21 protein-coding genes are annotated in these 21,120 nt (G+C 62.2%); 7 read left to right on the top strand and 14 right to left on the bottom strand.

Annotation, left to right across the window (positions count from 1 at the left end; translation table 11 throughout):
- Positions 1-4 precede the first annotated feature (4 nt).
- A complete protein-coding gene (arnB, locus tag G5134_RS10165; RefSeq protein ID WP_065018684.1) occupies positions 5-1,141 on the bottom strand; it encodes a UDP-4-amino-4-deoxy-L-arabinose aminotransferase in 1,137 nt (378 codons plus the stop codon).
- A gap of 221 nt (positions 1,142-1,362) precedes the next feature.
- Here arnB and G5134_RS10160 point away from each other — a divergent pair, with 221 nt between their 5' ends.
- Positions 1,363-2,709: a UDP-glucose dehydrogenase family protein gene (locus G5134_RS10160; RefSeq protein ID WP_421231993.1), complete on the top strand. Its 1,347-nt coding sequence runs from the start codon at positions 1,363-1,365 to the stop codon at positions 2,707-2,709.
- A 425-nt stretch (positions 2,710-3,134) separates the two neighbouring features.
- Here G5134_RS10160 and G5134_RS10155 read toward each other — a convergent pair whose 3' ends face one another.
- The 4 genes from G5134_RS10155 to G5134_RS10140 all read right to left on the bottom strand — a co-directional run bounded on the left by G5134_RS10155 (position 3,135) and on the right by G5134_RS10140 (position 6,293).
- On the bottom strand, positions 3,135-3,377 hold the full coding sequence (locus tag G5134_RS10155) for a YheU family protein (RefSeq protein ID WP_005304010.1): 243 nt from the start codon (positions 3,375-3,377) through the stop codon (positions 3,135-3,137).
- Between the two features lie 107 nt (positions 3,378-3,484).
- Positions 3,485-4,468, bottom strand: a complete 984-nt coding sequence (locus G5134_RS10150) for a hydrolase (RefSeq protein WP_324039864.1) — start codon at positions 4,466-4,468, stop codon at positions 3,485-3,487.
- A 56-nt stretch (positions 4,469-4,524) separates the two neighbouring features.
- On the bottom strand, positions 4,525-5,424 hold the full coding sequence (locus tag G5134_RS10145) for a chemotaxis protein (RefSeq protein ID WP_005304001.1): 900 nt from the start codon (positions 5,422-5,424) through the stop codon (positions 4,525-4,527).
- Between the two features lie 182 nt (positions 5,425-5,606).
- Positions 5,607-6,293: a hypothetical protein gene (locus tag G5134_RS10140; RefSeq protein WP_421231992.1), complete on the bottom strand. Its 687-nt coding sequence runs from the start codon at positions 6,291-6,293 to the stop codon at positions 5,607-5,609.
- A gap of 39 nt (positions 6,294-6,332) precedes the next feature.
- Here G5134_RS10140 and G5134_RS10135 point away from each other — a divergent pair, with 39 nt between their 5' ends.
- Together G5134_RS10135 and G5134_RS10130 are read left to right on the top strand one after the other, a co-directional pair.
- Positions 6,333-6,539, top strand: coding sequence for a YheV family putative zinc ribbon protein (locus G5134_RS10135; RefSeq protein WP_010634894.1), 207 nt, complete (start codon positions 6,333-6,335; stop codon positions 6,537-6,539).
- A gap of 232 nt (positions 6,540-6,771) precedes the next feature.
- A complete protein-coding gene (locus G5134_RS10130) occupies positions 6,772-7,410 on the top strand; it encodes an FKBP-type peptidyl-prolyl cis-trans isomerase (protein ID WP_005303992.1) in 639 nt (212 codons plus the stop codon).
- 62 nt (positions 7,411-7,472) lie between these two features.
- On the opposite strand, the gene G5134_RS10125 is transcribed toward G5134_RS10130, so the two are convergent.
- Positions 7,473-7,688 carry a SlyX family protein gene (locus tag G5134_RS10125; protein ID WP_005303987.1) on the bottom strand — a complete coding sequence of 72 codons (216 nt, stop codon included), beginning with the start codon at positions 7,686-7,688 and terminating at the stop codon, positions 7,473-7,475.
- A gap of 14 nt (positions 7,689-7,702) precedes the next feature.
- Positions 7,703-8,671: a WD40 repeat domain-containing protein gene (locus G5134_RS10120; protein WP_017784365.1), complete on the bottom strand. Its 969-nt coding sequence runs from the start codon at positions 8,669-8,671 to the stop codon at positions 7,703-7,705.
- Between the two features lie 119 nt (positions 8,672-8,790).
- Between G5134_RS10120 and fkpA the strand changes: the two genes are divergently transcribed.
- Positions 8,791-9,597, top strand: a complete 807-nt coding sequence (gene fkpA / locus G5134_RS10115) for an FKBP-type peptidyl-prolyl cis-trans isomerase (RefSeq protein ID WP_005303977.1) — start codon at positions 8,791-8,793, stop codon at positions 9,595-9,597.
- Between the two features lie 139 nt (positions 9,598-9,736).
- Positions 9,737-11,143, top strand: a complete 1,407-nt coding sequence (locus G5134_RS10110) for a sigma-54-dependent transcriptional regulator (RefSeq protein ID WP_421231991.1) — start codon at positions 9,737-9,739, stop codon at positions 11,141-11,143.
- Between the two features lie 80 nt (positions 11,144-11,223).
- On the opposite strand, the gene G5134_RS10105 is transcribed toward G5134_RS10110, so the two are convergent.
- From G5134_RS10105 to G5134_RS10080, 6 genes are all read right to left on the bottom strand, one after another.
- Complete coding sequence (locus tag G5134_RS10105; RefSeq protein WP_421231990.1) at positions 11,224-12,093, bottom strand: tetratricopeptide repeat protein; 870 nt, start codon at positions 12,091-12,093, stop codon at positions 11,224-11,226.
- Between the two features lie 113 nt (positions 12,094-12,206).
- Positions 12,207-12,542, bottom strand: a complete 336-nt coding sequence (locus G5134_RS10100; protein ID WP_005303968.1) for a hypothetical protein — start codon at positions 12,540-12,542, stop codon at positions 12,207-12,209.
- Between the two features lie 125 nt (positions 12,543-12,667).
- A complete protein-coding gene (locus tag G5134_RS10095) occupies positions 12,668-13,009 on the bottom strand; it encodes a DUF2956 domain-containing protein (RefSeq protein WP_421231989.1) in 342 nt (113 codons plus the stop codon).
- An 86-nt stretch (positions 13,010-13,095) separates the two neighbouring features.
- Positions 13,096-14,934: a bifunctional metallophosphatase/5'-nucleotidase gene (locus G5134_RS10090; RefSeq protein WP_010634889.1), complete on the bottom strand. Its 1,839-nt coding sequence runs from the start codon at positions 14,932-14,934 to the stop codon at positions 13,096-13,098.
- A gap of 233 nt (positions 14,935-15,167) precedes the next feature.
- On the bottom strand, positions 15,168-16,709 hold the full coding sequence (locus tag G5134_RS10085) for an EAL domain-containing protein (protein ID WP_065018693.1): 1,542 nt from the start codon (positions 16,707-16,709) through the stop codon (positions 15,168-15,170).
- A 158-nt stretch (positions 16,710-16,867) separates the two neighbouring features.
- Positions 16,868-17,728, bottom strand: coding sequence for a Tim44 domain-containing protein (locus G5134_RS10080; RefSeq protein WP_005303956.1), 861 nt, complete (start codon positions 17,726-17,728; stop codon positions 16,868-16,870).
- 445 nt (positions 17,729-18,173) lie between these two features.
- Here G5134_RS10080 and dnaB point away from each other — a divergent pair, with 445 nt between their 5' ends.
- Both dnaB and alr read left to right on the top strand, forming a co-directional pair.
- Positions 18,174-19,568: a replicative DNA helicase gene (dnaB, locus tag G5134_RS10075; RefSeq protein WP_010673258.1), complete on the top strand. Its 1,395-nt coding sequence runs from the start codon at positions 18,174-18,176 to the stop codon at positions 19,566-19,568.
- Between the two features lie 146 nt (positions 19,569-19,714).
- Entirely contained in the window at positions 19,715-20,788 is a 1,074-nt protein-coding gene (gene alr / locus G5134_RS10070) for an alanine racemase (protein ID WP_065018694.1), read from the top strand.
- 82 nt (positions 20,789-20,870) lie between these two features.
- On the opposite strand, the gene G5134_RS10065 is transcribed toward alr, so the two are convergent.
- Positions 20,871-21,119: a YfhL family 4Fe-4S dicluster ferredoxin gene (locus G5134_RS10065; RefSeq protein ID WP_005303946.1), complete on the bottom strand. Its 249-nt coding sequence runs from the start codon at positions 21,117-21,119 to the stop codon at positions 20,871-20,873.
- Position 21,120: the final 1 nt, after the last annotated feature.

Below are 21,120 nucleotides of genomic sequence, written 5' to 3'. Positions count from 1 at the left end.
TTGGTTACTCCAATATGTCGATAAGTGCCGCGACCACGCGGTCAACGTCGGCCAGCGTCATGTCCGGGAAGAGTGGCAGGGTGCACAGGCGTGAGGAGTTCCACTCGGTATGGGGCAGGCTGAGGGTCGGGTAGCGTTCGCGGTAGTACTTCTGGGTATGGGCTGCCCGAAAGTGCAGACCGGTGCCGATGCCGCGCTCCTGCAGCGCCTGCATCAGCTGATCCCGATCGAGGCCGCAGCGCTCGGGGTCGACCCGCACCATGAATAGGTGCCAGGCGTGCAGGTGTGGGTAGCCCGGCACGGCGAGGGGGGCCAGCGGCAGACCGGCCAGCCGCTCCTGGTAGCGGGTCACCAGTTCGGCCCGTTTCGCATTGAGCTCGGGCAGGCGTGCCAGCTGCACCAGGGCGATGGCGGCGTTGATGTCGGCCAGGTTGTACTTGAAGCCCGGGGTGATCACCTCCGCCTGCGGCTTGCGGCCCAGGCTCATGCGATCAAAGGCATCCACGCCCAGGCCGTGGAATTTGAGCATCCGCACCTTGTCTGCCAGCGCCTTGTCGTCGGTCACCAGCATGCCCCCTTCGGCGCAGGTCATGTTCTTGATGGCGTGGAAGGAGAAGATGGCGGTGCCGCTGGCGCCGATCCAGCGCTCCCGATAGCGGCTACCGACCGCGTGGGCGGCATCTTCGATGACCGGAATGCCGTGCCGGCCGGCCAGCTCGAGGATGGGGTCCAGGTCGATGGGGGCGCCGGCATAGTGCACCGGGATGATGGCCTTGGTCCTGGCGGTGATGAGCGGGGCGATCAGCTCGGCGCTGGTCATCAGGGTATCCGGGTCCACGTCGACGAAGACCGGCTCGGCCCCCAGCAGGGTGATGATGTTGATGGTGGAGACCCAGGTCTGGGAGGGGGTGATCACCTCGTCTCCCGGGCCAATGCCCAGCGCCATCAGGGTGACGTGCATGCCGGCGGTGGCGGAGCAGAGGGCGACGGCATGCTGGCAGCCGAAGGTATGGCAGAATTGCTGCTCCAGTTCATGATTCTTCGGGCCCGTGGTGATCCAGCCCGATTTCAATACATCACAGACAGCACTTATCTCGGCATCGCCCATGGCTGGCCGTGAAAATGGCAGAAAATCTTGCATATGAGATCCAACAAAGAATATTAATCAGTGCCCATTAAATTGGGCTCCCCCAAACTGTTTTACTCAACATACGGATATAAAAGCGGGCCTGCAATGGTCCAGAAACAGCTGGTAACAATTAACTGGTGCGGACATCTTAGGTAGTGTGATAAATATTTATAACCCCCCAAACCTACTGTTTTTCCAAATTACAAATTCTCTGACATTCTGGTTGTATCAATATGAACATTACTGTATTTGGAAGTGGCTACGTGGGCCTGGTTCAGGCCACCGTGCTGGCCGACGTCGGTCACCAGGTCATCTGTGTCGATGTCGATGAACAGCGGGTGGCTGCCCTGATGGACGGTCATGTCCCTATCTATGAACCCGGGCTCGACACCCTGCTGCAGCGCAACATCAAGAGCGGCTCCCTGGTGTTCACCACGGATGCCGTGCTGGCCGTCAAACACGGCGATGTGCAGTTTCTGGCGGTGGGGACGCCACCGGGGGAAGATGGTTCCGCCGATCTCAGCCACGTGCTGACGGTGGCCGAGACCATCGCCCAGTATCGCGATCGGCCCGTCATCATAGTCAACAAGTCGACCGTGCCGGTGGGCACCGCCGACAAGGTGACCGCCAGGGTCAACGCCATCCTGCAGCAGCGGGATCAGTCGTTCGCCTTCGATGTGGTCTCCAACCCCGAATTTCTGAAAGAGGGCTCCGCCATCCAGGATTGCCTGCGGCCGGATCGCATCGTGGTGGGCACCGCCAACGAGGCCTCCCGCCAGCTGATGCGCGAGCTCTACGAGCCGTTCAACCGCAACCACGACCGCATCCTGTTCATGGATGTGCGCAGCGCCGAGCTGACCAAGTACGCCGCCAACTGCATGCTGGCCACCAAGATAAGCTTCATCAACGAGATGGCCGGGCTGGCCGAGCGGGTCGGCGCCGACATCGAGATGGTGCGCCAGGGGATAGGCTCGGATCAGCGCATCGGCTATCAGTTCATCTACCCGGGTTGTGGCTATGGCGGCTCCTGTTTTCCCAAGGATGTCAAAGCCTTGCTGGCCACGGCCCAGGAGCTGGAGTACGACACGCCGCTGATCCGGGCGGTGGAGCGGGTCAATGAATTGCAAAAGTCGCGGCTGTTTCAGCTGCTGTTAGCGTTCTTCCGCTCCGAAGGGGAGACCTTGGCCTGCAAGACCATCGCCCTGTGGGGGCTGGCGTTCAAGCCCAACACCGACGACATGCGCGAGGCGCCGAGCCGGGCCCTGATGGAGGCGTTGTGGCAGGCCGGTGCGACCGTGCAGGCCTATGATCCCGAGGCGATGCAGGAGGCCCAGCAGATCTACGGCAACTGCGACAAGCTGCGCTTGATGGGCACCAAGGAGGCCGCCCTGTTTGGTGCGGATGCCCTGGTGATCTGCACCGAGTGGAACCACTTCAAGGCTCCCAACTTTGCCGCCATCAAGCAGGCGTTGAAGCGCCCCCTGATCGTGGATGGTCGCAATCTGTTTGATCCGGGTCGCATGAAAGATCATGGGTTCCATTATTACGCCATCGGCCGGGGTGAATCGGTAATGAAATAACATCTTGTCATATTGGGCCGCCATCAATAATCAGCTGTGTGGCGGATTAATCTGCTGGATATTGGCTGAAGCGAGATATTGCTCTCACTATTTTTATGGGGAGGGCGAGTTTTGTCATCATAATTTAATATTGTGAACCGCTTCACTTTATTTATTCTATTTTGTCGATATAACCCGGCGCTTAATTATTGCGGTCACCCTTGTCGTTATCCGCTATCGGGGAGAGAGGACAGGCCGCGCCAGGGGCGCAAGGTGTTTGCAGAACAGGCATGAACAAGATTTGGCAAGGTGGCAGCAATGCCAGTCAACATGGCCCTGCGCAGTTGCGCAGGGCCATGTTGTTTTATCGGGGGCGGGGAGATCCGGCGGGAACAGACAGGGAGAAGGGCGGCCAGGGTGGCAGGCCCGCCACGGCGATGGGCAGGCTATTGCGGTAGGTCGTCCACCTGCGCCCTGTCGAGGGTCGCCTTGGGCACTATGTTCACGCTCTCGTGCAGCTCGCTGTACACGATCACCGCCACGCCCTGCTGCAGCTGAGCTCTGACATCGTCGACCTTGTCGGCCAGACTGACATCCTGTTCGCCATACTCGGTGCCTTCCTGCAGCACGAAGTGCTCGAGCAGGTTGTTGAGGGTGTCTGCATCCAGCTCTTGCCAGGGGATTATCATGGTTTCATCTTCCGTTACCAGAGAGCGGGTATTGTCTATCTGTGGTCGGCCAGCGCAAGGGATTTATCTGGCCGCCCGCCGATGAGGTGAGAGAGCGGCCGCCATGGCTACCGGCCCGTACCTTGAGTCTGCTCCTGCAGCCACTGGCTAATCCGCTCCTCCAGCCAGAATCTTGGCCGCCAGGGGGTGCCATGCAGGAAGCCCACGTGGCCGCCCCGCCGGCTCAACTCGTAACGCACCATGGGGGAGAGTTGCTCCGCCTGCGGGATCACCGCCTCGGTCATGAAGGGATCGTCGGCGGCGTGGATCACCAGGGTGGGGATGGGGATCTGAGCCAGCATCCCCAGGCCCGAGCAGCGCTGGTAGTAGTGATCGGCGCTGTCAAAACCGTGCAGTGGCGCCGTGACCTGCTCGTCGAAGTCGCGCAGGGTGGCGATGGCGCGCACCTGCTGCGGCTGCCAGCGGGCGCTGGCCGCCGCTTGCCGCCGGATCTTCTGCTGCAGGTTGTGGCGCATGGTGCCCAGCAGATAACGCTGATAAACCCGCGAGAAGCCCTGATTAACCCGATCGGCACAGCTGTCCAGCCGCAGCGGCGCCGAGATCACCACCGCCGCCTTCAGCTCGCGCGGGCAGGCGCGCGCCAGCAGATTGACCAGCATGTTGCCCCCCAGCGAATAGCCGATGGCGATGAGCGGCTTGCCGGGAAAGCGGCGGCCGAGCTCGGCGATCACCGCCTGGGCATCCTCGATGGCACCGGAGTGATAGGCCTGCAGCAGCCGGTTCGGCTCGCCGCTGCAGCCGCGAAAGTGCATCAGTACCGCCTCGTTGCCCTGGCGTTGCAGGTGGGCGAACAGCCCCTTGGCATAGTGGGAGTGAATACTTCCCTCCAGCCCGTGAAACAGCACGATGAGCGGTCGCTCATCCCGGCTGATCTCGCCGCTCCAGGCGAGATCGACGAAGTCGCCGTCCGCCAGCTCGAAGCGCTCGGCCACGAAGCGGGCCGGTTGGCGGCGCAGCCACTTGGGCAAAATGGTTTGCAGATGGGGATTGCGCGCCCACCAGGGGGCGTGGAAGTGACTTTCGATCAGCATGCTGGGTCCGGGACAGAAAAGGAAACGGCGAGCAGCCGGGCTGCCCGCCGTCGAGATCAGGCCGGCAGGCTGTCGTGGTGCTCGGCACCGCGCAGCATGGCCTGGATCAGCTCGTTGGCTTCAAACTTGGTCAGCGCCTCGTGGGCACCCACCTGGTGGGCCCGCTCCACGCTGATCTCGCTCGAGAGCGAGGTGTGCAGGATGATGTAGGCTCCCGCCAGCTTGGCGTCGCTCTGCACCTCGAAGGCCAGCTCGTAGCCGTCCAGCCCCGGCATCTCGATGTCGCTCACCAGGATGTCGATGGGGGTCTTCTGGGCGGCCCGGGTCTGCATCAGGGTCAACGCATCCTTGCCGTTGGTGCACACCTCGTAGGGGATGTTGATGTAGTCCAGCGCCGCCATCAGCTGGCGGCGGGCGACCGAGGAGTCATCCACCAGCAGGATCCGCATCGGCTTGATCCGCTCCCGCTGCACGTCGGTCAGCACCGGGTAGAGGTGGCTGGGGTCGTCCGGGTAGACCCGGGAGAGGATCAGCTCCACGTCCAGCAGCTGGATCAGCTGGTCATTGACCCGGGTCACGCCGGTCACGAACACGTTGTGACCGAGGGAGGCGGGGGGCGGCGCTATGTCGCGCCAGTTGCATTCGGTGATCTTGTCGATGCCGCGCACCAGAAAGCCCACCAGGGTGCGGCGGCAGTCGGTGATGATGATGAAGCAGTGTGGCATCTCTTCCTGGCTGATCGGGCGATAACCCACCGCCATGGCCATGTCGATCACCGGGATGGTAGTGCCACGCATGCTGGCGGCGCCGAGCACGGTCGGGTGCGAGTGCGGCATGGCCGTCAGCTGGGTGTAGGGCACTATCTCTTTTACCTTGAGGGTGCCGATGGCGAAGGATTGCTTGGCCGAGAGATGAAACAGCAACATGCCCTGGGATTGGTTGGCCTTGCTTTTCATGGCAGATGTCCTGTGAGTCAAAACGGTATCAGTCGATTCAGGCCCCTAGCATAAAGGATTATAGGAGAAATGGCCCTTCCGTTATTAACGACCGTTTGCCGTAAAACTGGACTCATTTCATCCATTTATTGCGGCGATCCGCCCTGTTGCGAAGCGCCGGGGGCCGAGCTGCGAGGGGGCGGTCAGACCGCGAGCAGGGTCGCCAGCGGGCAGCCGAGCCACTGCTGGCTGGCGCGATCGAGGGCGCGCTCATCCTCGTAACCGAGCTTGCTCGCCACCTGAGGAGCCTTGCTGCCGCTCTTGAGCAGACGCACCGCCTGCAGCAGCTGCCACTGCGCCCGCAGGGCATCGGCCGCCAGTGCCGGCTCGTTGAGGCCGCGCTGCGCCAGCGCCTGCTGCCATGCCTCGTTGCCGCCAGCCTGGCCAGCGGCCAGACCCTGCCAGGCGGTCTGCAGCCCAACATCCGCCTGCGACTGGATGGGGCAGCCCTGCAGCTCATCCAGCAGCACCTGCAGCCGGTGACCGTAGGCGCCGTGCCAGTCGCGGGGGCGCTGCCAGTCGGCCAGGCTGTCGAACAGGGGATCCAGCAGCGGGCCGGGTTGCAGCCAGCCCGCCTGGGCGGGCTGGTCGACACGCACCGAGCAGGTCAGCAGATCGTAACGGCAGCCCGCCAGCGGGCTGAACGCGGCCAGGGCATCGGCACAGAGCCAGAAGTGGCTTCCCGCCGTCAGCAGCAGCTCATGGGCGCCGAGTCGCAGCAGCGCCGCACCCCGTGCAATCCGCAGCAGTTGCCCTGCCGGCACGCGTTTGCGAACGCCGACTTGCAGATGGGGGGTGAAAAAATGCTGATGTTCGATGGCGTGATGCATGTAAAAACCCTGATATGATGCTGCCCGGAGGTAACGAAAATGGAAACCAGACGTAAAAAACGCTTCATTGCCGGGGCTGTCTGCCCGGCGTGCGGCAAAATGGACACCATGATGCTGTATATGGAGCATGGAGTCGAGAAGGTGACCTGCGTCGAGTGCGGGGATACCCAGGTGCAGACCGAGGCCGAGGTGGCCAAGGTAACCCGCGAGACCGAGCAGGTGATCGGGGTGTTTCGCCCGGAATAATGGAGGGGCAGAGCGCGGACTGTGCCTATCCCTCGGACTGATGGCGGCCGCCGGCCTGCACGGGCCAGCGCGCCGCTCACTCCCATGAGTGCCGGCCAACGGGATGGCGGGTGGCTTTGCATTGCCATCCCCTGCTGGCTTTTTCATCACGACTGAGCCGGGCCCACCATATGCTTGTCTGCCTTTTTGAGGTATTCTGGGCCCGTTTTTTTCTATCCGCAGGATCCCTGACATGAAAGTAGCTCCCCTGAGCGTGGTTACGCTGGAATACACGGTCACCGACGAACACGGTGAAGTCATCGACACCACTGTCGGTAAAGAGCCTCTGGTGTATCTGCACGGTACCCGTTATCTGGTCTCTGGCCTCGAAGCCGAGCTGGAAGGGCGCAGCGTGGGCGAGGCGTTCGACGTCACCCTGACGCCGAGCCAGGCCTATGGCGAGTACGACGAGAACCTGGTGCAAGAAGTGCCGGGCGAGCTGTTCGACGGCATGGAAGTGTCTGAAGGGGATACTTTTGTGGCCGAGACCGACGAAGGTCACCGTCCGGTGACCGTGGTCGAAGTGTCCGAAGAGTTCGTCAAGGTGGATGGCAACCATCCGCTGGCCGGCGTGACCCTGGGCTTCAAGGTCGAGATCAAGGACGTGCGCGCCGCCACTGCCGAAGAGCTGGCCCACGGCCACGTGCACGGTGCCGGTGGTTGCGGTCACGATCATGGCCACGACCACGATCATGGTCACGACCATGAACACGGCGGTTGCTGCGGCGGTGGCCATCACGGCCACGATCACGGTCATGACCACGGCGACGACCATGGTCACGGCGGCTGCTGCGGTGGCGGCGGTTGCGGTGGCAAGGGCCATCAGCACTGATCACGGCATTGCCGATGATAAAAAAACCCGCGCCTGGCGCGGGTTTTTTTATGGCTGCGCACTCAGTAGTGCGGCGGCGGGGTCTCTTCGGCCATGCTGGCGATCTGGCTTGGCTGCACGCTCTGCAGCTTGTCCACCAGCAGCTGGATCCGATGCTTGAGCCGATCCAGCTCGCGCCCCTGGGTGGTGACCTCCTCGTTGAGCTGCTCCACCGTGTATTCGGCGAAGGCGAGGCGGCTTTCCAGGGTTTCGAGGCGATCGTTTAATTGCTGACTCATGGGCCTTTTGGTCCTTACTTGATAGTCCAGATTTCGGCCAGGCCGCTGGAGCTGGCGCTGACAAGGTGGCTATTGTCGCGCAAAGCCACGCCGTAGACCACTGCGCTCGGTGGTTTCACCTTGGGATGGGGCGAGACGCGCCAGCTCTGCAGCAGGCTGCCGTCGCTCACCTGCCACAGGGAGAGCTGGCGGGAGGGGGCGCCGGTGATGAGCCACTTGCCGTCGTTGGCAAAGCGCGCCGTGGTGTAGACCTCGAAGCGGTGGTCGAATTGCAGCCGGCTCAGCTCCTTGCCGGTTGTCAGATCCCAGATGCTGGCCTGGCGGCTGTCGGCGGTGAAGGCGAGCCGTCCGCTCGGGTCGAGCCTGGCCAATACCACCCGGCCGGCGTGGTTGAAGCGCCACACCACCTGGCCGCTGCGGGTATCCCACAGGTAGGCGCTGTAGTCGTTGCCGCCGGTGAGGGCGTAACGGCCGTTGGGGGAGATGTCGACTGTGTTGACCTGCTCGGTGTGGCCGAGGAATTGCAATCTGCGGCCGGTGCGGGTGTCCACCACCTCCGCCTTGCCGTCCTCCCGGCCGATCAGCACCTGGCGACCGTCGGCGGAGAGGGCGATGTCCCTCAGCCTGGATTCAGGAAGCGAATAGTAGCCTTGGGACTGGCCATCCTTGAGGCGCCAGATCCCGAAGGTATTCAGGCTGGCGGTCACGGCGTGGCTGTTGTCCGCCGAGAAGCGAGTAATGATGACGAAGTCGTCCGGATTGTCGGACTGGCGCCAGCGCCAGCGCTCCTTGTCCTGCTCCAGGTCCCACACTACCGTGCCCTGGCCCAGGCTGGAGACGATGGCCTGCTTGCCGTCACTGGCCAGATCGGCGCTCAGCAGCCCCTGGCTGGCGAGGGTCAGTTGCCGGTCCGGCGATGAGCTCTGTTCGCAGCCTGTCAGTATCAGGCAAACCGCGACGAGATAAATGGCACTTTTTATCATTTTTCCTGTCTCATGCTTTCGTTACCTGCGATCACGGCGTTAGTATAAGGCGCTTATCACGATAAACCTCTCATTTCACGAAGGAACCGAGAGCGGTATTTAGAGTTTTGGAGAAACTGATGAACAATTTTCTGAAGGTGTCCCTGTTGGCTGCGGCGGTTGCCGTAGGTCTGACTGCTTGCCAAAAAGACGAGAAGACTGCTGCGAATACCGCAGAGGTCAAGGCAGAAGCCAGCAAGCCGGCAGAGGCCCCCAAGGCTGAAGCCAAGAGCTTTGAAGAGCAATCCGGCTATGCAATTGGCCTCTCCATGGGTCGTTATATCGCCAATACCCTGGAGCGCCAGCAGGAGCTCGGCATCAAGCTGGACAATGCCGTGATCCTGAAGGGCGTCACCGACGGTCTGGGCAAAGAAGCCAAGATGACCGACGAGGATATCCAGAAGGTTCTGCAGCAATACGATGCCAAGATCAACGAGCTGACCAAGGCCAAAGCTGACAAGGATGCGGTGGAAAACCTGAAGAAGGGTGAAGAGTACCTGGCCGCCAACGCCAAGAAAGAGGGCGTGAAGAGCACCGAATCCGGCCTGCAATACCAGGTCGAGAAGATGGGTACCGGCGCCAAGCCGAAGGCCACCGACATCGTCAAGGTACACTACACCGGTACCCTGACCGACGGCACCAAGTTCGACAGCTCCGTCGATCGCGGCGAGCCGGCCACCTTCCCGCTCAACCAGGTGATCCCGGGTTGGACCGAAGGTGTGCAGCTGATGCCGGTTGGTTCCAAGTTCAAGTTCTTCCTGCCGTCCAAGCTGGCCTATGGCGAGCACGGTGCAGGCTCCATCCCGGCCAACGCCGTGCTGGTGTTCGACGTTGAGCTGCTGGCCATCGAGAAGCCGGCTGCCGATGGCGAGAACGCCAAGAAGTAAACGGCCCGCGTTGAAAAAACGGCTCCTTAGGGAGCCGTTTTTGCTTGTATATCCTGCCGAATGGCGGGATAAAAGAGAGAGTCGCCAACTGTGCTAAGATGGCGAAATAGACAACAAAATCAATTGCAAGGATGGCGCCGTGGCGGAAAGCAAACCCCGAGTCCTGCTGGTGGAAGATACCCGCAGTCTGGCAGTGGTCTATGAACAGTATCTGGCCCAGGATGGCTATGAGGTGCTGGGGGCTGACTGCGGCCAGCAGGCCCTGGCCCAGCTGCTGAGCAGCCCGCCCCCCGTGGTGCTGCTGGATCTCGAGCTGCCCGACATGTCCGGCATGGACATTCTGCAGCAGATCACTGAACAGCAGCTGCCCTGCTCGGTGGTGGTGATCACCGCCCACGGCTCGGTGGACGTGGCGGTGGAGGCGATGCGGCTCGGCGCTTTCGACTTTCTGACCAAGCCGTTCGATGGCAAGCGGCTGTGCGCCACCGTCCGCAACGCCTTCAAGCACCAGCAGCTCAGCTCGCTGGTGGCCCAGTACCGGGAGAACTTCGAGCGCAGCTCGTTTGCCGGTTTCATCGGCGCCTCCATGCCGATGCAGGCGGTCTATCGCATCATAGAGAGCGCGGCGCCGAGCAAGGCGACCGTGTTCATCACCGGCGAGAGCGGCACCGGCAAGGAGGTGTGCGCCGAGGCCATCCACCAGTGCAGCCCGCGCCGGGAGCAACCCTTCATCGCCCTCAACTGCGCCGCCATTCCCCACGACCTGATGGAGAGCGAGATCTTCGGTCACGTGAAGGGGTCGTTCACCGGCGCCCAGGGGGATCGCAAGGGGGCGGCCAGCCTGGCTGACGGCGGCACCCTGTTCCTCGACGAGATCTGCGAGATGGATCTCGACCTGCAGAGCAAGCTGCTGCGCTTCATCCAGACTGGCACCCTGCAGCGGGTCGGCAGCGGCAAGCTGGAGACGGTGGACGTGCGCTTCGTCTGCGCCACCAACCGGGATCCCCTGGTGGAGGTGAAAGCAGGGCGTTTTCGCGAGGATCTCTACTACCGGCTGCACGTGATCCCGCTGAGCCTGCCGCCGCTGCGCGAGCGGGGCGAGGACATACTGCTGCTGGCGCGCAACCTGTTGCAGAGTTACGCCAAGGAAGAGAGCAAGCGTTTCAAGGATTTCGATGCCGAGGCGGCGCGGGTGCTGCTCGACTACCCCTGGCCCGGCAACGTGCGCGAGCTGCAGAACGTAGTGCGCAACATAGTGGTGCTCAACGACCGCGAGCTGGTGAGCCCTGACATCTTGCCGCCGCCCCTCAATGGCAGCCGGGGGGGGCTGCCGCTGGCGGTATCCGCACCGGCGCCGGTCGGCAGCGCCGAGCCTGTGATGTCCAATGCCCCGATCCGCCCGCTCTGGCTGGTGGAAAAAGAGACCATAGAGCAGGCCATCGCCAGCTGTGACGGCAACATTCCCAAGGCGGCGGCCCTGCTGGAGATCAGCCCCTCCACCATCTATCGCAAGAAACAGAGCTGGGAGGAGGCGAGCCTGGTCTGACGTCCTGGGGTTACCCTTTGGGGGATGAAGCGTGCGGGGCGGCCCATTGGCCGCCCCGCTGCGTTTCTGACGATGGTTGACTAGAGCTTGCCCAGCGTCTTGAGTCTGGCCAGCCGCTCTGCCTCGTTGGCCTTGAGCCAGCGATCCTGCGACAGCAGAAACCAGGCACGGGCGAAGTATTCGGCGGCGGCCGGATCATCCAGCGCCAGCGCATTTTCCCCCAGCTCTTCGAACACATAGCCATCCTCGGGCGCACCGGCGGCAGCCATGTCGTCCTTCAGCTGGGTCAGCTCGGCCCGGGCCTGCTCGTGTTGCCCCTGAGCCCGGCTCAGGCGGGCCAGACTCCAGCGGGCGATAAAGGCCTTGGCCTGATTGTTGTGCTGCTCGTGCCAGGCCAGGCATTTTTGCTGACATTGGCGGGCCTCTTCCAGCCGGCCCAGTTCGAACAGGGTCCAACCCTGATTGTTGTAGAGGGTGGCGAGCCAGCCGCGCACCTTTGGATCCTGACTGCGCTCCGCCAGCTCCATCGCCAGCTGATGCCAGCGGCTCTGCTCCTCCAGCGGGGCGGCGATGGCCACCATGTGGGCCGCATCGATGGCGAGATAGAGCTCCTTGTGCTTGAGCCCAAGCTGCCACGCCTGTTCAAACAGCGTCCTGGCGCTGGCCTTGTCGCCGGCGGAGTTGAAGGTGCGGCCGCGCTCCAGCAGGGCGCGCAGGCGGGCCCGCGGGGTCGCTTCGGTGAGGCGGGGCTCTATCTCGTCGAGCAGCTGGTGCGCCTCGGCAAACTGGCGTTGCAGCGAATGGGTGCGGGCTATCTGGGTGAGCAGTTCCAGCTCGTATTGCAGGTCGGCGGCGGCGCGCGCCTCGGGCAGCAGAGCATGAAAACGCAGGGCACTGGCGGCGGGGTCCTTGTAATCCCACTGCGCCATGAAATCAGGCGGATTGTCCATCTGGCCTCCTTGCTGGCGATCCTTTCACCAAGATGCCTGCAAGCCATTGTTTGTACAAGGGGCCCTCGTCACAGAGCGCCCCTTGAGTCATGGCAACGGCAGCGGCCAGCCGGTCAGTAGACCATGGCCAGGCTCATCAGCATCAGGCCGAGGGCGGCGAAGGCTCCCTCCTTGATGGCGAGGCGCGGCACCAGTGCCTTGGGCAGGGCCGGAAACAGACTGAGGGCAAAGCCGAGCCCCGGCATCAGCCAGTGGAAGGCCGGGTTGCGCAGGCTCGGGTCTGCCGCACCATTGATGATGATGAGCAGAATGAAGAGGGTGAAGGCGGGCAGGATGAACCAGCGGGCACTGCCGGCCGCGACCGCTCGCAGCGGCGAGATGCGATAGAGCAGCAGGGTCACGATAAACAGCACCAGGGGGGCCAACAGGTAGAGGGGAGCCGGGTTCATAACGGGTATCCTGAAAAAGGGGGTAAACAGCAGTGGCGGGATTTAATCAGCCCGCAGCCGGGATGACCAGCCACAAGGGCCCGGGCTGTGAAGAAGATCCCAGGCAAAGGTTTGCCGGCGGCGTCTCAGCGCAGCCAGTACCAGGCGGCAAAGCCGAGCCAGCTCAATCCCTGCAGCAGCCAGGGCAGGGGATGCTGGCGGGTTACTTCCACCAGTTCGACGATGTCGTCCTGCTCCTCATCCTGCTGCGCTGGGTGAGACTGTTTGGCCTTGGCCTGCAGTTTTTTCTGGCGATTGGCCTCGCGGGCCCGCGCCTTCATCTGCTTCTTGTATTCGTCTATGCCTTTCTGGATCCCCTGGGCGATCAGCTGGGTCTGCTCCTTGGTCTGTCCCGGTTTCTGGTTGGCGCGGGCAATTTTCATCGCCTCCTGCTGGGTCTCGGGGGAAATCTTGTCGTACTTCGCCATCAAAAGGTCTCCTCGGCATCGATTGGCGGGGAGTATGCCATAAAAACGGCGCCCTCAGGCGCCGTTGCAACAGCTTGTGAGCCGGATCAGGGCTTGTAGTAGGTCACGGTCGCATAGGGCAGCGGATTGAGGGTGCCCTGGGACTCGGCGTACTCCATGAACATCTCGTTCTCGCCCACGCCGGAGTCGACGTAGTCACCCTTGTTGGGCAGCTCTTCGCGCTTGAGCAGACCGCTGTAGCCATCCTTGCCGGAGGCGATGTAGGTGTTGGCACCAACGCGGTAGACCTTCTCGTCATCCAGCGGCAGCCACTGGCCGTTGGCGTCCAGCATCTCCAGCTTGGTGATGCGGGAGCCCTTGGCCAGCTTGCCGTCATAGGTGTAGCTCAGGTGGCCGACGTAGGGGAAGGCACCGCTGGAGGCGGCGATCCCGGTCTCCAGACCGATGGAGTAGTCAACGGCGTACTCCAGGGTGGCACGCACGTCCTTGCCCTTGAGGTTGAAGGCGGCGATCTTGTTGCCAAACGGCAGCAGGGTCCCCATCACGTAACCGACCGAGAGCGGGCCCGCGTTCACGTCGGCACGCACGCCACCGGCGTTCTGGATGGTGAAGTCCACCTTGGTGTTGAGCTTGTTGAGCTTCCAGTAGAGCGACTCGGCCACCAGGGGATCGATGAGGCCGGCGCCGTCCGGGGTGGTCGGCACGCGCACATGGGGCAGCTTGGTCGGCACGTCGGCGATGATCTTGGCCTCGAGCTCGGCCACGGCCGGCTTGTACTCGGTGTCGATCACGTCGCGCATGGCGGTGTCTTCCGGCACGATCTCGATGACCGGAGACTTGCTGATGAAGTCGACCACGTTGGTCTGCTCGGTGCCGCTCAGCGGCACCTTCTTCTTGGCCACTTCCTTGGTGAAGTCGTCGCCGGTCATCAGGGTGTTGCGCCCTTCACACTTGGTGAGCTCGCCTTCCTTGCTCAGGGAGACGTTGACCAGGCCGTAGCCCTTGGCCCATTCGCCGGCCTGCACGATACAAGTCTTGCCACCGTCCGGGTTGTTGACGATCTGGGCATAGGTGTTGTCGTCGGCCGGGTTCTGGTTGTGGGCGGTGTAGCCGATGCTGTTGAGCTCGGTGATGTCGCCGAGGAAGGTCTGGGAGTGACCGCCGACGATCAGGTCGATGCCGTTGACAGCCTTGGCGACCGCCTGGTCATTTTGCAGGCCGATATGGGTGACCATGATGATCTTGTTGGCACCCTTGGACTTGAGGGTGTCGACCATTTTCTGGGCGGTCTCAATCATCGGCAGGAATTGGGTGTCTTTGTCCGGTGAGGAAATATCATGCATATTTTCCAGCACCAGTCCGAAAATACCCACGCTCTCGCCATTGACTTCCTTAATGACATATTCGTGAATATTCTCGCTGTCCTTCAGGGTGGCGCTACTGGATTTCACCATATTGGAAGCCAATACCGGGAAATTCACCCGTGAGACGAAGTCTTTAATTGCCTGGTTGCCCAGATCGAATTCATGGTTGCCGAGCACCATGGCATCGATACCCATGTCGGAGAGCAGTCGGGACTCCTCTTCCCCCTTGAACTGGGTGAAGTAGAGGGTGCCCTGGAAGGCGTCACCACCGTTGAGCACCATGAAGTTGCGGCCTTCGCTGGCCGCCTGGCTGCGCAGCTCGTCCAGCTTGAACTTCAGACGCGGATAGCCGCCCAGCTTGGCGTTGAACTTGAACAGCTCCTGCCCGCTCGGCTGGATCGCCAGGGCATTTTCGGTCGGGTCGAGGTGGGCGTGGGTATCATTGATGTGGGCAATGGTCAGATCCAGCGGAATATGTTCCTTGCTGCTGTTTTCTGAATTGCAGGCGGTCAGCCCGAACAGGGTAATTGAGACGGTGACGGCCAGTAGCGTCTTCTTCATCGGTAATATTCCTCTTGTTGTTATAGTCCTGTATATCGTTCCTGCATGACAGGAGTGTGGCGATTCTAGGCAAAAAGTAATAATTGGAAATAAACAGAGCTGATTCCTTTGAGCTACTGCACATTAATAAAGCAAATAAACGTTTGCGTGATTTTGCGCAGCAGGACAGGGGCGCGGCGGGGATTTTCCATCAGCACGGCGGGTGATGCAACCCTGCCGTGCCCGGGCGGGATTCAGGGTGTTGAAATGATGTTCAGCCGCTGCAGAAATTGTTGCGGGGTGAGCGGGCGGCCATAGAGATAACCCTGCAGATAGTCGACGTGACGCTCGGTGAGAAAGTCGGCCTGCTCCCGGGTCTCGACCCCCTCGGCGATGGTTTTCAACCCCAGCCGGGTCGCCAGATTGATGGTGCTGTCGAGAATGTGGCGGGAGAGGGCGTTGGTGCCGATCATGGCGACGAAGCTCTGGTCGATCTTGAGATAGTCCACGTGAAACTGCTGCAGATAGGTGAGGCTGGAGTGGCCGGTACCAAAGTCGTCCAGCCCTATCCTGACCCCCATCTGCCGCAACTCGTCAAACAGCTGCCCGGTGAGCTGGTTGGGGGTGATGAGCTCGCGCTCGGTCAGCTCCAGCACCAGGGTGACCTCGTTGGCGGCGAAGGCGGCGAGAAAGGTGCGGCAGTCATCCACCAGGCTCAGCTGCTGGCAGTGACGGGCACAGATGTTGAAGCTGAAGTGGAAGCGGGGTGGCAACGCTGCCGCATGGGGGGCGAACTGCAGCCGCACCTGCTGCATCAGGGTCTGGGTCATCAGGATGATGAGGCCGCTCTCCTCCGCCAGCGGGATGAAGAGATCCGGTCGGATCAGCCCCTGGCTGTGATGCTGCCAGCGCATCAGCACCTCGCAGCCGTGCAGCTGGCCACTCTGGCTGACGACGATGGGTTGCAGATAGGGGACGAACTCCTGCTTGATGATGGCGCGTCTGAGCTCCTGGGTCGGGGTCGAGATATGGCTCCACCAGCGGTAGGTGGCGAGGCCGGCCAGCCCTCCCAGGAGCAGGATCAGCAGTATGATGGTGCTCTGTTTTTGCAGGGTGGTGGTCAGCACGGCGCTCAGCAGAAATCCCTGATTGAGGCTGTAGTTGAATGCCGCCGAGTCGAGCCGGTAGTTGAAGCCCCGCAGCCTGGGGGGTTGGCCATCATGCACCTTGCCACGCAGGTCGAGCCACTGCTCGCCTATCTGTACCCAGCTGTTCGCCCCGGCGAGGCGCCACTGCAGCGGCTTGCTCAGGTGATAGGGGTTGATGGCGACCACCACGGCGTTGCTCCCCTCGCTCAGGTGATAAAACAGCAGCGACGGCTTGCGTCCGAGCCGGGTCACGGCCTCCAGCCTGAGCCGCTCGTGGCGATCGTCCTGCAGCCGGTCCTCGAGATCGATCTCGTCGAAGATGGAGGAGCAGTAGAGGCGGCCGTTGCGGGAGAGGTTGATCGAGCGCACATAGGGGGAGGTGGCGACCAGCACCCGTAGCTCGCGGGCCACCTCGCGACAGGGGCGGCTGGCCAGTGGCAGGGCCGCCCTGGCCGCCTGGGTCGAATGGGAGAGCGCGCTGTCGATCTGCGTGATGGCGCGCTCGGCGGCGGTCTGGGCCTGCTGCCGGGTCATCGACCAGGTTTGCCAGTAGAGGGTGGCAAGGGAGATGAGGATCAGGGTGGCGCAGCAGAGCAGGCTGGCCAGGAGACGAGGCATGTTGCTGCTACGCAGAAAGGGGAACACCATGTACCACGCCTCGTGAAGGTTCAATTGAACAAAAAAAGGTCGGACATACTACACAATCACACCTCAATCTCCTAGCCACTACAAGGGGCTTCAGCGACCTCCAAAAAGCAAAGGCGGCCCGCAGGCCGCCTTTATCCGTCATCACTGGCTGGTCGAGCTTACAGCTGCTCGATGCCGACGATGTGCCAGGGTGCATTGTCCTTGGCCAGGTTGCGCTCGAGGTGCCACACCTCCTTGATGTCCTCCTCGACCTGCTCCTGGCGATCCATGTAGCGGCCGCTGAAGCGCACGCTCACCTGGGCCCAGTCGCTGCCGTAGTCGGCGCGCACCAGCTGGGTATCCACATACATCACCTCGGTGTGCTGCTCACCGGTCAGCTCGGCGCGGTCGGCCTTGAGCTGCTCGAACAGCTCGGGGCTGACGTATTCGCGGATCTTCTCCAGATCGTTCTTGTTCCAGGCTTCCTGCAGGGTGCGGTAGTGATCGCGGGCGCCGGCCAGGAAACCGTTCATGTCAAAACCTGGCGGCAGGCGGAACGGCACATCGCTGTCGGCGAAACCGGTGGCCTGCGGGGCGCTGTGGTTCTGCTCGAACTGCTGGGGAGCCGCACTCTGGGGCGGCTGATAGCCGGCATAGGCCGTCTGTTGCTGCTGCGATGCCGCCATCTTGCCCTTGCGCAGGGTGCGGAACAGGAATACGCCGCCCAGTGCCAGCAGGGCGATCAGCAGGAAGTCCATCCCTTGCAGGCCTTCGAAGGCACCGCTGCCCAGCAGGTAGGCGAACAGGCCGCCGGCCAGCAGGCCACCCAGCAGACCACCCATCATGCCGCTCTTTTTCGGCGGGGTCTGGGCGCCCACGGTGGGGTTCTTGGTGTCGACCGGCTTGGCGGCGGGCTGGGCCGGCGCCGTCTTGTAGCTCTTGCCGAAGGATTTGCCGCCGCCAAACTTCTTGGCTTCGGCGTGAGGTGCCCCCAGGCCAATGGCCAGGATCACGGCAAACAGGGTCAGCATCTTTTTCATTTTGACTCTTTTCACTCTCGTCTGTGGGTGGGGCATGCTCTGCTTTGGCAAGCTCAGCGAGGCGCATGGCAGGCTGCATGTCCCTAAATGTGTCGCAGCTTGGGCCGATATGTACCATGATTGGCATGAATTATTCATGAACGAAGAACCACGTCGTGTGGGTGTCAATGGCAGGAGTGTGTCCCATGAAAAACAGACGGTTGAGCCGCAAGGAGCGCAAACTGCGCAGCAAAACCAGACAGAGCAAGGGTGAACTGACCCTGGTCTGGCCCTTTATCGTGGTTTGAGCCCCGTTTTGCGCGGCAACGGACATCAGGAGGCGATGGCAGCAACCAACAGGAGGGCGGTTGGGCCACAGAGAAGTGAACAGCGCGTATTTGCGCTCGCGATGGCGGGGTTTCTTTTGTAAAATTCCCGTCCCCTTCCCGCTGCGGTTTTTATGTGTATGGCAGAGCAAGTGACGGCGAAAAAAGACGCCAAGACACAACAGCTGAAAGTACCTCCCCACTCTTTTGAGGCCGAACAGTCCGTACTGGGCGGCCTGATGCTGGACAACGAGGCCTGGGATCGGGTCGCCGAACGGGTGATCGACAAGGATTTCTACAGCCGCCCGCACCGCCTGATCTTCCAGGCCATGACCCGCCTCTCCAACGCGGGCAACCCCATCGACCTCATCACCTTGCAGGAGGAGCTCGAGCGCTCCGAGCAACTGGAAGAGGCCGGTGGCTTCGCCTATCTGGTGGAGATCGCCAAGAACACCCCGAGTGCCGCCAACATCAGCGCCTACGCCGAGATCGTGCGTGAGCGGGCGGTGGTGCGGGAGATGATCTCGGTCGCCAACGAGATAGTCGAAGCGGGTTACGAGCCCCAGGGCCGCACCTCCAACGATCTGCTGGATCTTGCCGAGAGCAAGGTGTTCCAGATCGCCGAACAGCGCACCAGCGCCAACGAGGGCCCCCAGCCGCTCAAGCTCATCCTCGAGCAGACCGTCGACAAGATTGAAGAGCTGTTCAAAACCCCCCACAACGGGGTGACCGGCGTCTCGTCGGGCTACAACGATCTGGACAAGATGACCGCCGGCCTGCAGCGCTCGGATCTGGTCATCGTCGCGGCCCGTCCCTCCATGGGCAAGACCACCTTTGCCATGAACCTGTGCGAGCACGCGGCGCTCACCGCCGACAAGCCGGTGCTGATCTTCTCCCTCGAGATGCCCTCCGAGCAGATCATCATGCGTATGCTCGCCTCGGTGGGGCGCATCGACCAGACCAAGGTGCGGACCGGTCAGCTCGACGACGAGGATTGGGCCCGTCTCTCCTCCACCATGGGGCTGCTGCTGGAGAAGGGCAAGATGTATATCGACGACTCCTCCGGCCTGACCCCGACCGAAGTGCGCTCGCGTGCCCGTCGGGTGGCGCGGGACAACGGTGGCATCAGCATGATCATGGTGGACTACCTGCAGCTGATGCGGGTGCCCAGCCTCTCCGACAACCGTACGTTGGAGATCGGTGAAATCTCCCGCTCCCTCAAGGCGCTGGCGAAAGAGCTGCAGTGCCCTGTGGTTGCGCTCTCCCAGCTCAACCGAAGCCTGGAACAGCGGGCCGACAAGCGCCCGGTCAACTCGGATCTGCGGGAATCCGGCTCCATCGAGCAGGATGCGGACTTGATCATGTTCATCTACCGCGACGAGGTGTACCACGACGACAGCCCCGACAAGGGGATCGCCGAGATCATCATCGGCAAGCAGCGTAACGGCCCCATCGGTCGTGTGCGCCTCACCTTCCAGGGCCAGTTCTCGCGCTTTGACAACTACGCAGGCCCTGCGTTTGATGATGACTACTAAGTCGGGAGCCTGCTCCCGGCATCCATAAACAGTTTTCCCGGTTCGACAATTCTGCCGGTCCGGCCTTAGACGATGACATTTGAGGGCTGACACCACCCGGTGCCTGACGCGTTGGCGCGTTATCATGCCCTCGTAAGGGAAAACAGATGAAAGCGGCTATCGCCCAAATCAATACAGCGGCCCTGCGCCACAACCTCGCCGTGGTCAAACGCCACGCTCCCCAATGCAAGATCATTGCGGTGGTCAAGGCCAACGCCTATGGCCACGGTCTGCTGCCGGTCGCCCGCACCCTGGTGGATGCGGACGCCTACGCGGTGGCCCGCATCGAAGAGGCGCTGATGCTGCGCTCCTGCGCCGTGGTCAAGCCCATCGTGCTGCTGGAGGGCTTCTTCAGCGCGGCCGACCTGCCGGTGCTGGCGGCCAACAACCTGCAGACCGCGGTGCACACCTGGGAGCAGCTCGAAGCGCTGGAGCAGGCCGAGCTGCCTGCCCCCGTGGTGGCCTGGCTCAAGCTCGACACCGGCATGCACCGGCTCGGGGTACGGGCCGACGAGATGCCTGCCTTTATCGAGCGGCTCGGCAAGTGCAAGAACGTGGTGCAGCCGTTCAACATTATGACCCACTTCAGCCGCTCCGATGAGCTGGAGCAGCCCACCACCCGCGAGCAGATCGACCTGTTCAGCCAGCTGACCGCGCCGCTCAAGGGCGAGCGGGCCATGGCCAACTCGGCGGGCATCCTGGCCTGGCCGGATTCCCACTGCGACTGGGTGCGCCCGGGCGTCATCCTCTACGGCGTCTCGCCCTTCCCCAATACTGTGGCGGCGGATTACGACCTGCAGCCGGTGATGACCCTCAAGACACAACTGATTGCGGTGCGGGATCACAAGGCGGGCGAGCCGGTGGGCTATGGCGCCAACTGGGTGTCGGATCGCGATACCCGGCTCGGGGTCATCGCCATCGGTTACGGCGACGGTTATCCACGGATGGCCCCCAACGGCACGCCTGTGTTGGTCAATGGCCGCATCGTACCCCTGGTGGGGCGGGTCTCCATGGACATGACCACGGTGGATCTCGGCCCCGGCGCCACCGACAAGGCGGGCGACGAGGCGGTGCTGTGGGGTGAGGGCTTGCCGGTGGAGCGGGTGGCCGACCAGATCGGCACCATTCCCTACGAGCTCATCACCAAGCTCACCTCCCGGGTCTTTATGGAATACGTCTAGGTGCCGTGAGAGCCAAACGTGAAAAAGCCCCGCATGCGGGGCTTTTTTTTATGATGTTGTTGCGACCTGCAGATTACCGATGTTACTGCCGGTGCATCCGCACGAACTTCTCCATCAGCTGCTCTTCGGTTTCCACGTGAGCGGGATCCCAGATGATGCAGTCGATAGGGCAGACACTGATGCAGGTCGGCTTCTCGTAGTGACCGACGCACTCGGTGCAGCGACTGGGGTCGATCTCGTAGATCTCCTCGCCAAGGCTAATGGCCTGGTTCGGACACTCGGGATCGCACATGTCACAGTTGATGCACTTGTCGGTGATGAGCAGGGACATC

Origin of the sequence: Aeromonas sp. 600276 (assembly GCF_049175815.1) — a bacterium.
GTDB classification, from domain to species: Bacteria; Pseudomonadota; Gammaproteobacteria; order Enterobacterales; family Aeromonadaceae; genus Aeromonas; species Aeromonas dhakensis.
The sequence above is the reverse complement of the archived record's forward strand: the minus strand, read 5'-3'. Positions and strand labels throughout refer to the sequence as shown.

Bases quoted from the DNA above. Each gene is read 5' to 3' on its own strand.
- arnB (WP_065018684.1), bottom strand. From the start codon at position 1,141: ATGCAAGATTTTCTGCCATTTTCACGGCCAGCCATGGGCGATGCCGAG.
- G5134_RS10160 (WP_421231993.1), top strand. From the start codon at position 1,363: ATGAACATTACTGTATTTGGAAGTGGCTACGTGGGCCTGGTTCAGGCC.
- G5134_RS10155 (WP_005304010.1), bottom strand. From the start codon at position 3,377: ATGATAATCCCCTGGCAAGAGCTGGATGCAGACACCCTCAACAACCTG.
- G5134_RS10150 (WP_324039864.1), bottom strand. From the start codon at position 4,468: ATGCTGATCGAAAGTCACTTCCACGCCCCCTGGTGGGCGCGCAATCCC.
- G5134_RS10145 (WP_005304001.1), bottom strand. From the start codon at position 5,424: ATGAAAAGCAAGGCCAACCAATCCCAGGGCATGTTGCTGTTTCATCTC.
- G5134_RS10140 (WP_421231992.1), bottom strand. From the start codon at position 6,293: ATGCATCACGCCATCGAACATCAGCATTTTTTCACCCCCCATCTGCAA.
- G5134_RS10135 (WP_010634894.1), top strand. From the start codon at position 6,333: ATGGAAACCAGACGTAAAAAACGCTTCATTGCCGGGGCTGTCTGCCCG.
- G5134_RS10130 (WP_005303992.1), top strand. From the start codon at position 6,772: ATGAAAGTAGCTCCCCTGAGCGTGGTTACGCTGGAATACACGGTCACC.
- G5134_RS10125 (WP_005303987.1), bottom strand. From the start codon at position 7,688: ATGAGTCAGCAATTAAACGATCGCCTCGAAACCCTGGAAAGCCGCCTC.
- G5134_RS10120 (WP_017784365.1), bottom strand. From the start codon at position 8,671: ATGATAAAAAGTGCCATTTATCTCGTCGCGGTTTGCCTGATACTGACA.
- fkpA (WP_005303977.1), top strand. From the start codon at position 8,791: ATGAACAATTTTCTGAAGGTGTCCCTGTTGGCTGCGGCGGTTGCCGTA.
- G5134_RS10105 (WP_421231990.1), bottom strand. From the start codon at position 12,093: ATGGACAATCCGCCTGATTTCATGGCGCAGTGGGATTACAAGGACCCC.
- G5134_RS10100 (WP_005303968.1), bottom strand. From the start codon at position 12,542: ATGAACCCGGCTCCCCTCTACCTGTTGGCCCCCCTGGTGCTGTTTATC.
- G5134_RS10095 (WP_421231989.1), bottom strand. From the start codon at position 13,009: ATGGCGAAGTACGACAAGATTTCCCCCGAGACCCAGCAGGAGGCGATG.
- G5134_RS10090 (WP_010634889.1), bottom strand. From the start codon at position 14,934: ATGAAGAAGACGCTACTGGCCGTCACCGTCTCAATTACCCTGTTCGGG.
- G5134_RS10085 (WP_065018693.1), bottom strand. From the start codon at position 16,709: ATGGTGTTCCCCTTTCTGCGTAGCAGCAACATGCCTCGTCTCCTGGCC.
- G5134_RS10080 (WP_005303956.1), bottom strand. From the start codon at position 17,728: ATGAAAAAGATGCTGACCCTGTTTGCCGTGATCCTGGCCATTGGCCTG.
- dnaB (WP_010673258.1), top strand. From the start codon at position 18,174: ATGGCAGAGCAAGTGACGGCGAAAAAAGACGCCAAGACACAACAGCTG.
- alr (WP_065018694.1), top strand. From the start codon at position 19,715: ATGAAAGCGGCTATCGCCCAAATCAATACAGCGGCCCTGCGCCACAAC.
- G5134_RS10065 (WP_005303946.1), bottom strand. From the start codon at position 21,119: ATGTCCCTGCTCATCACCGACAAGTGCATCAACTGTGACATGTGCGAT.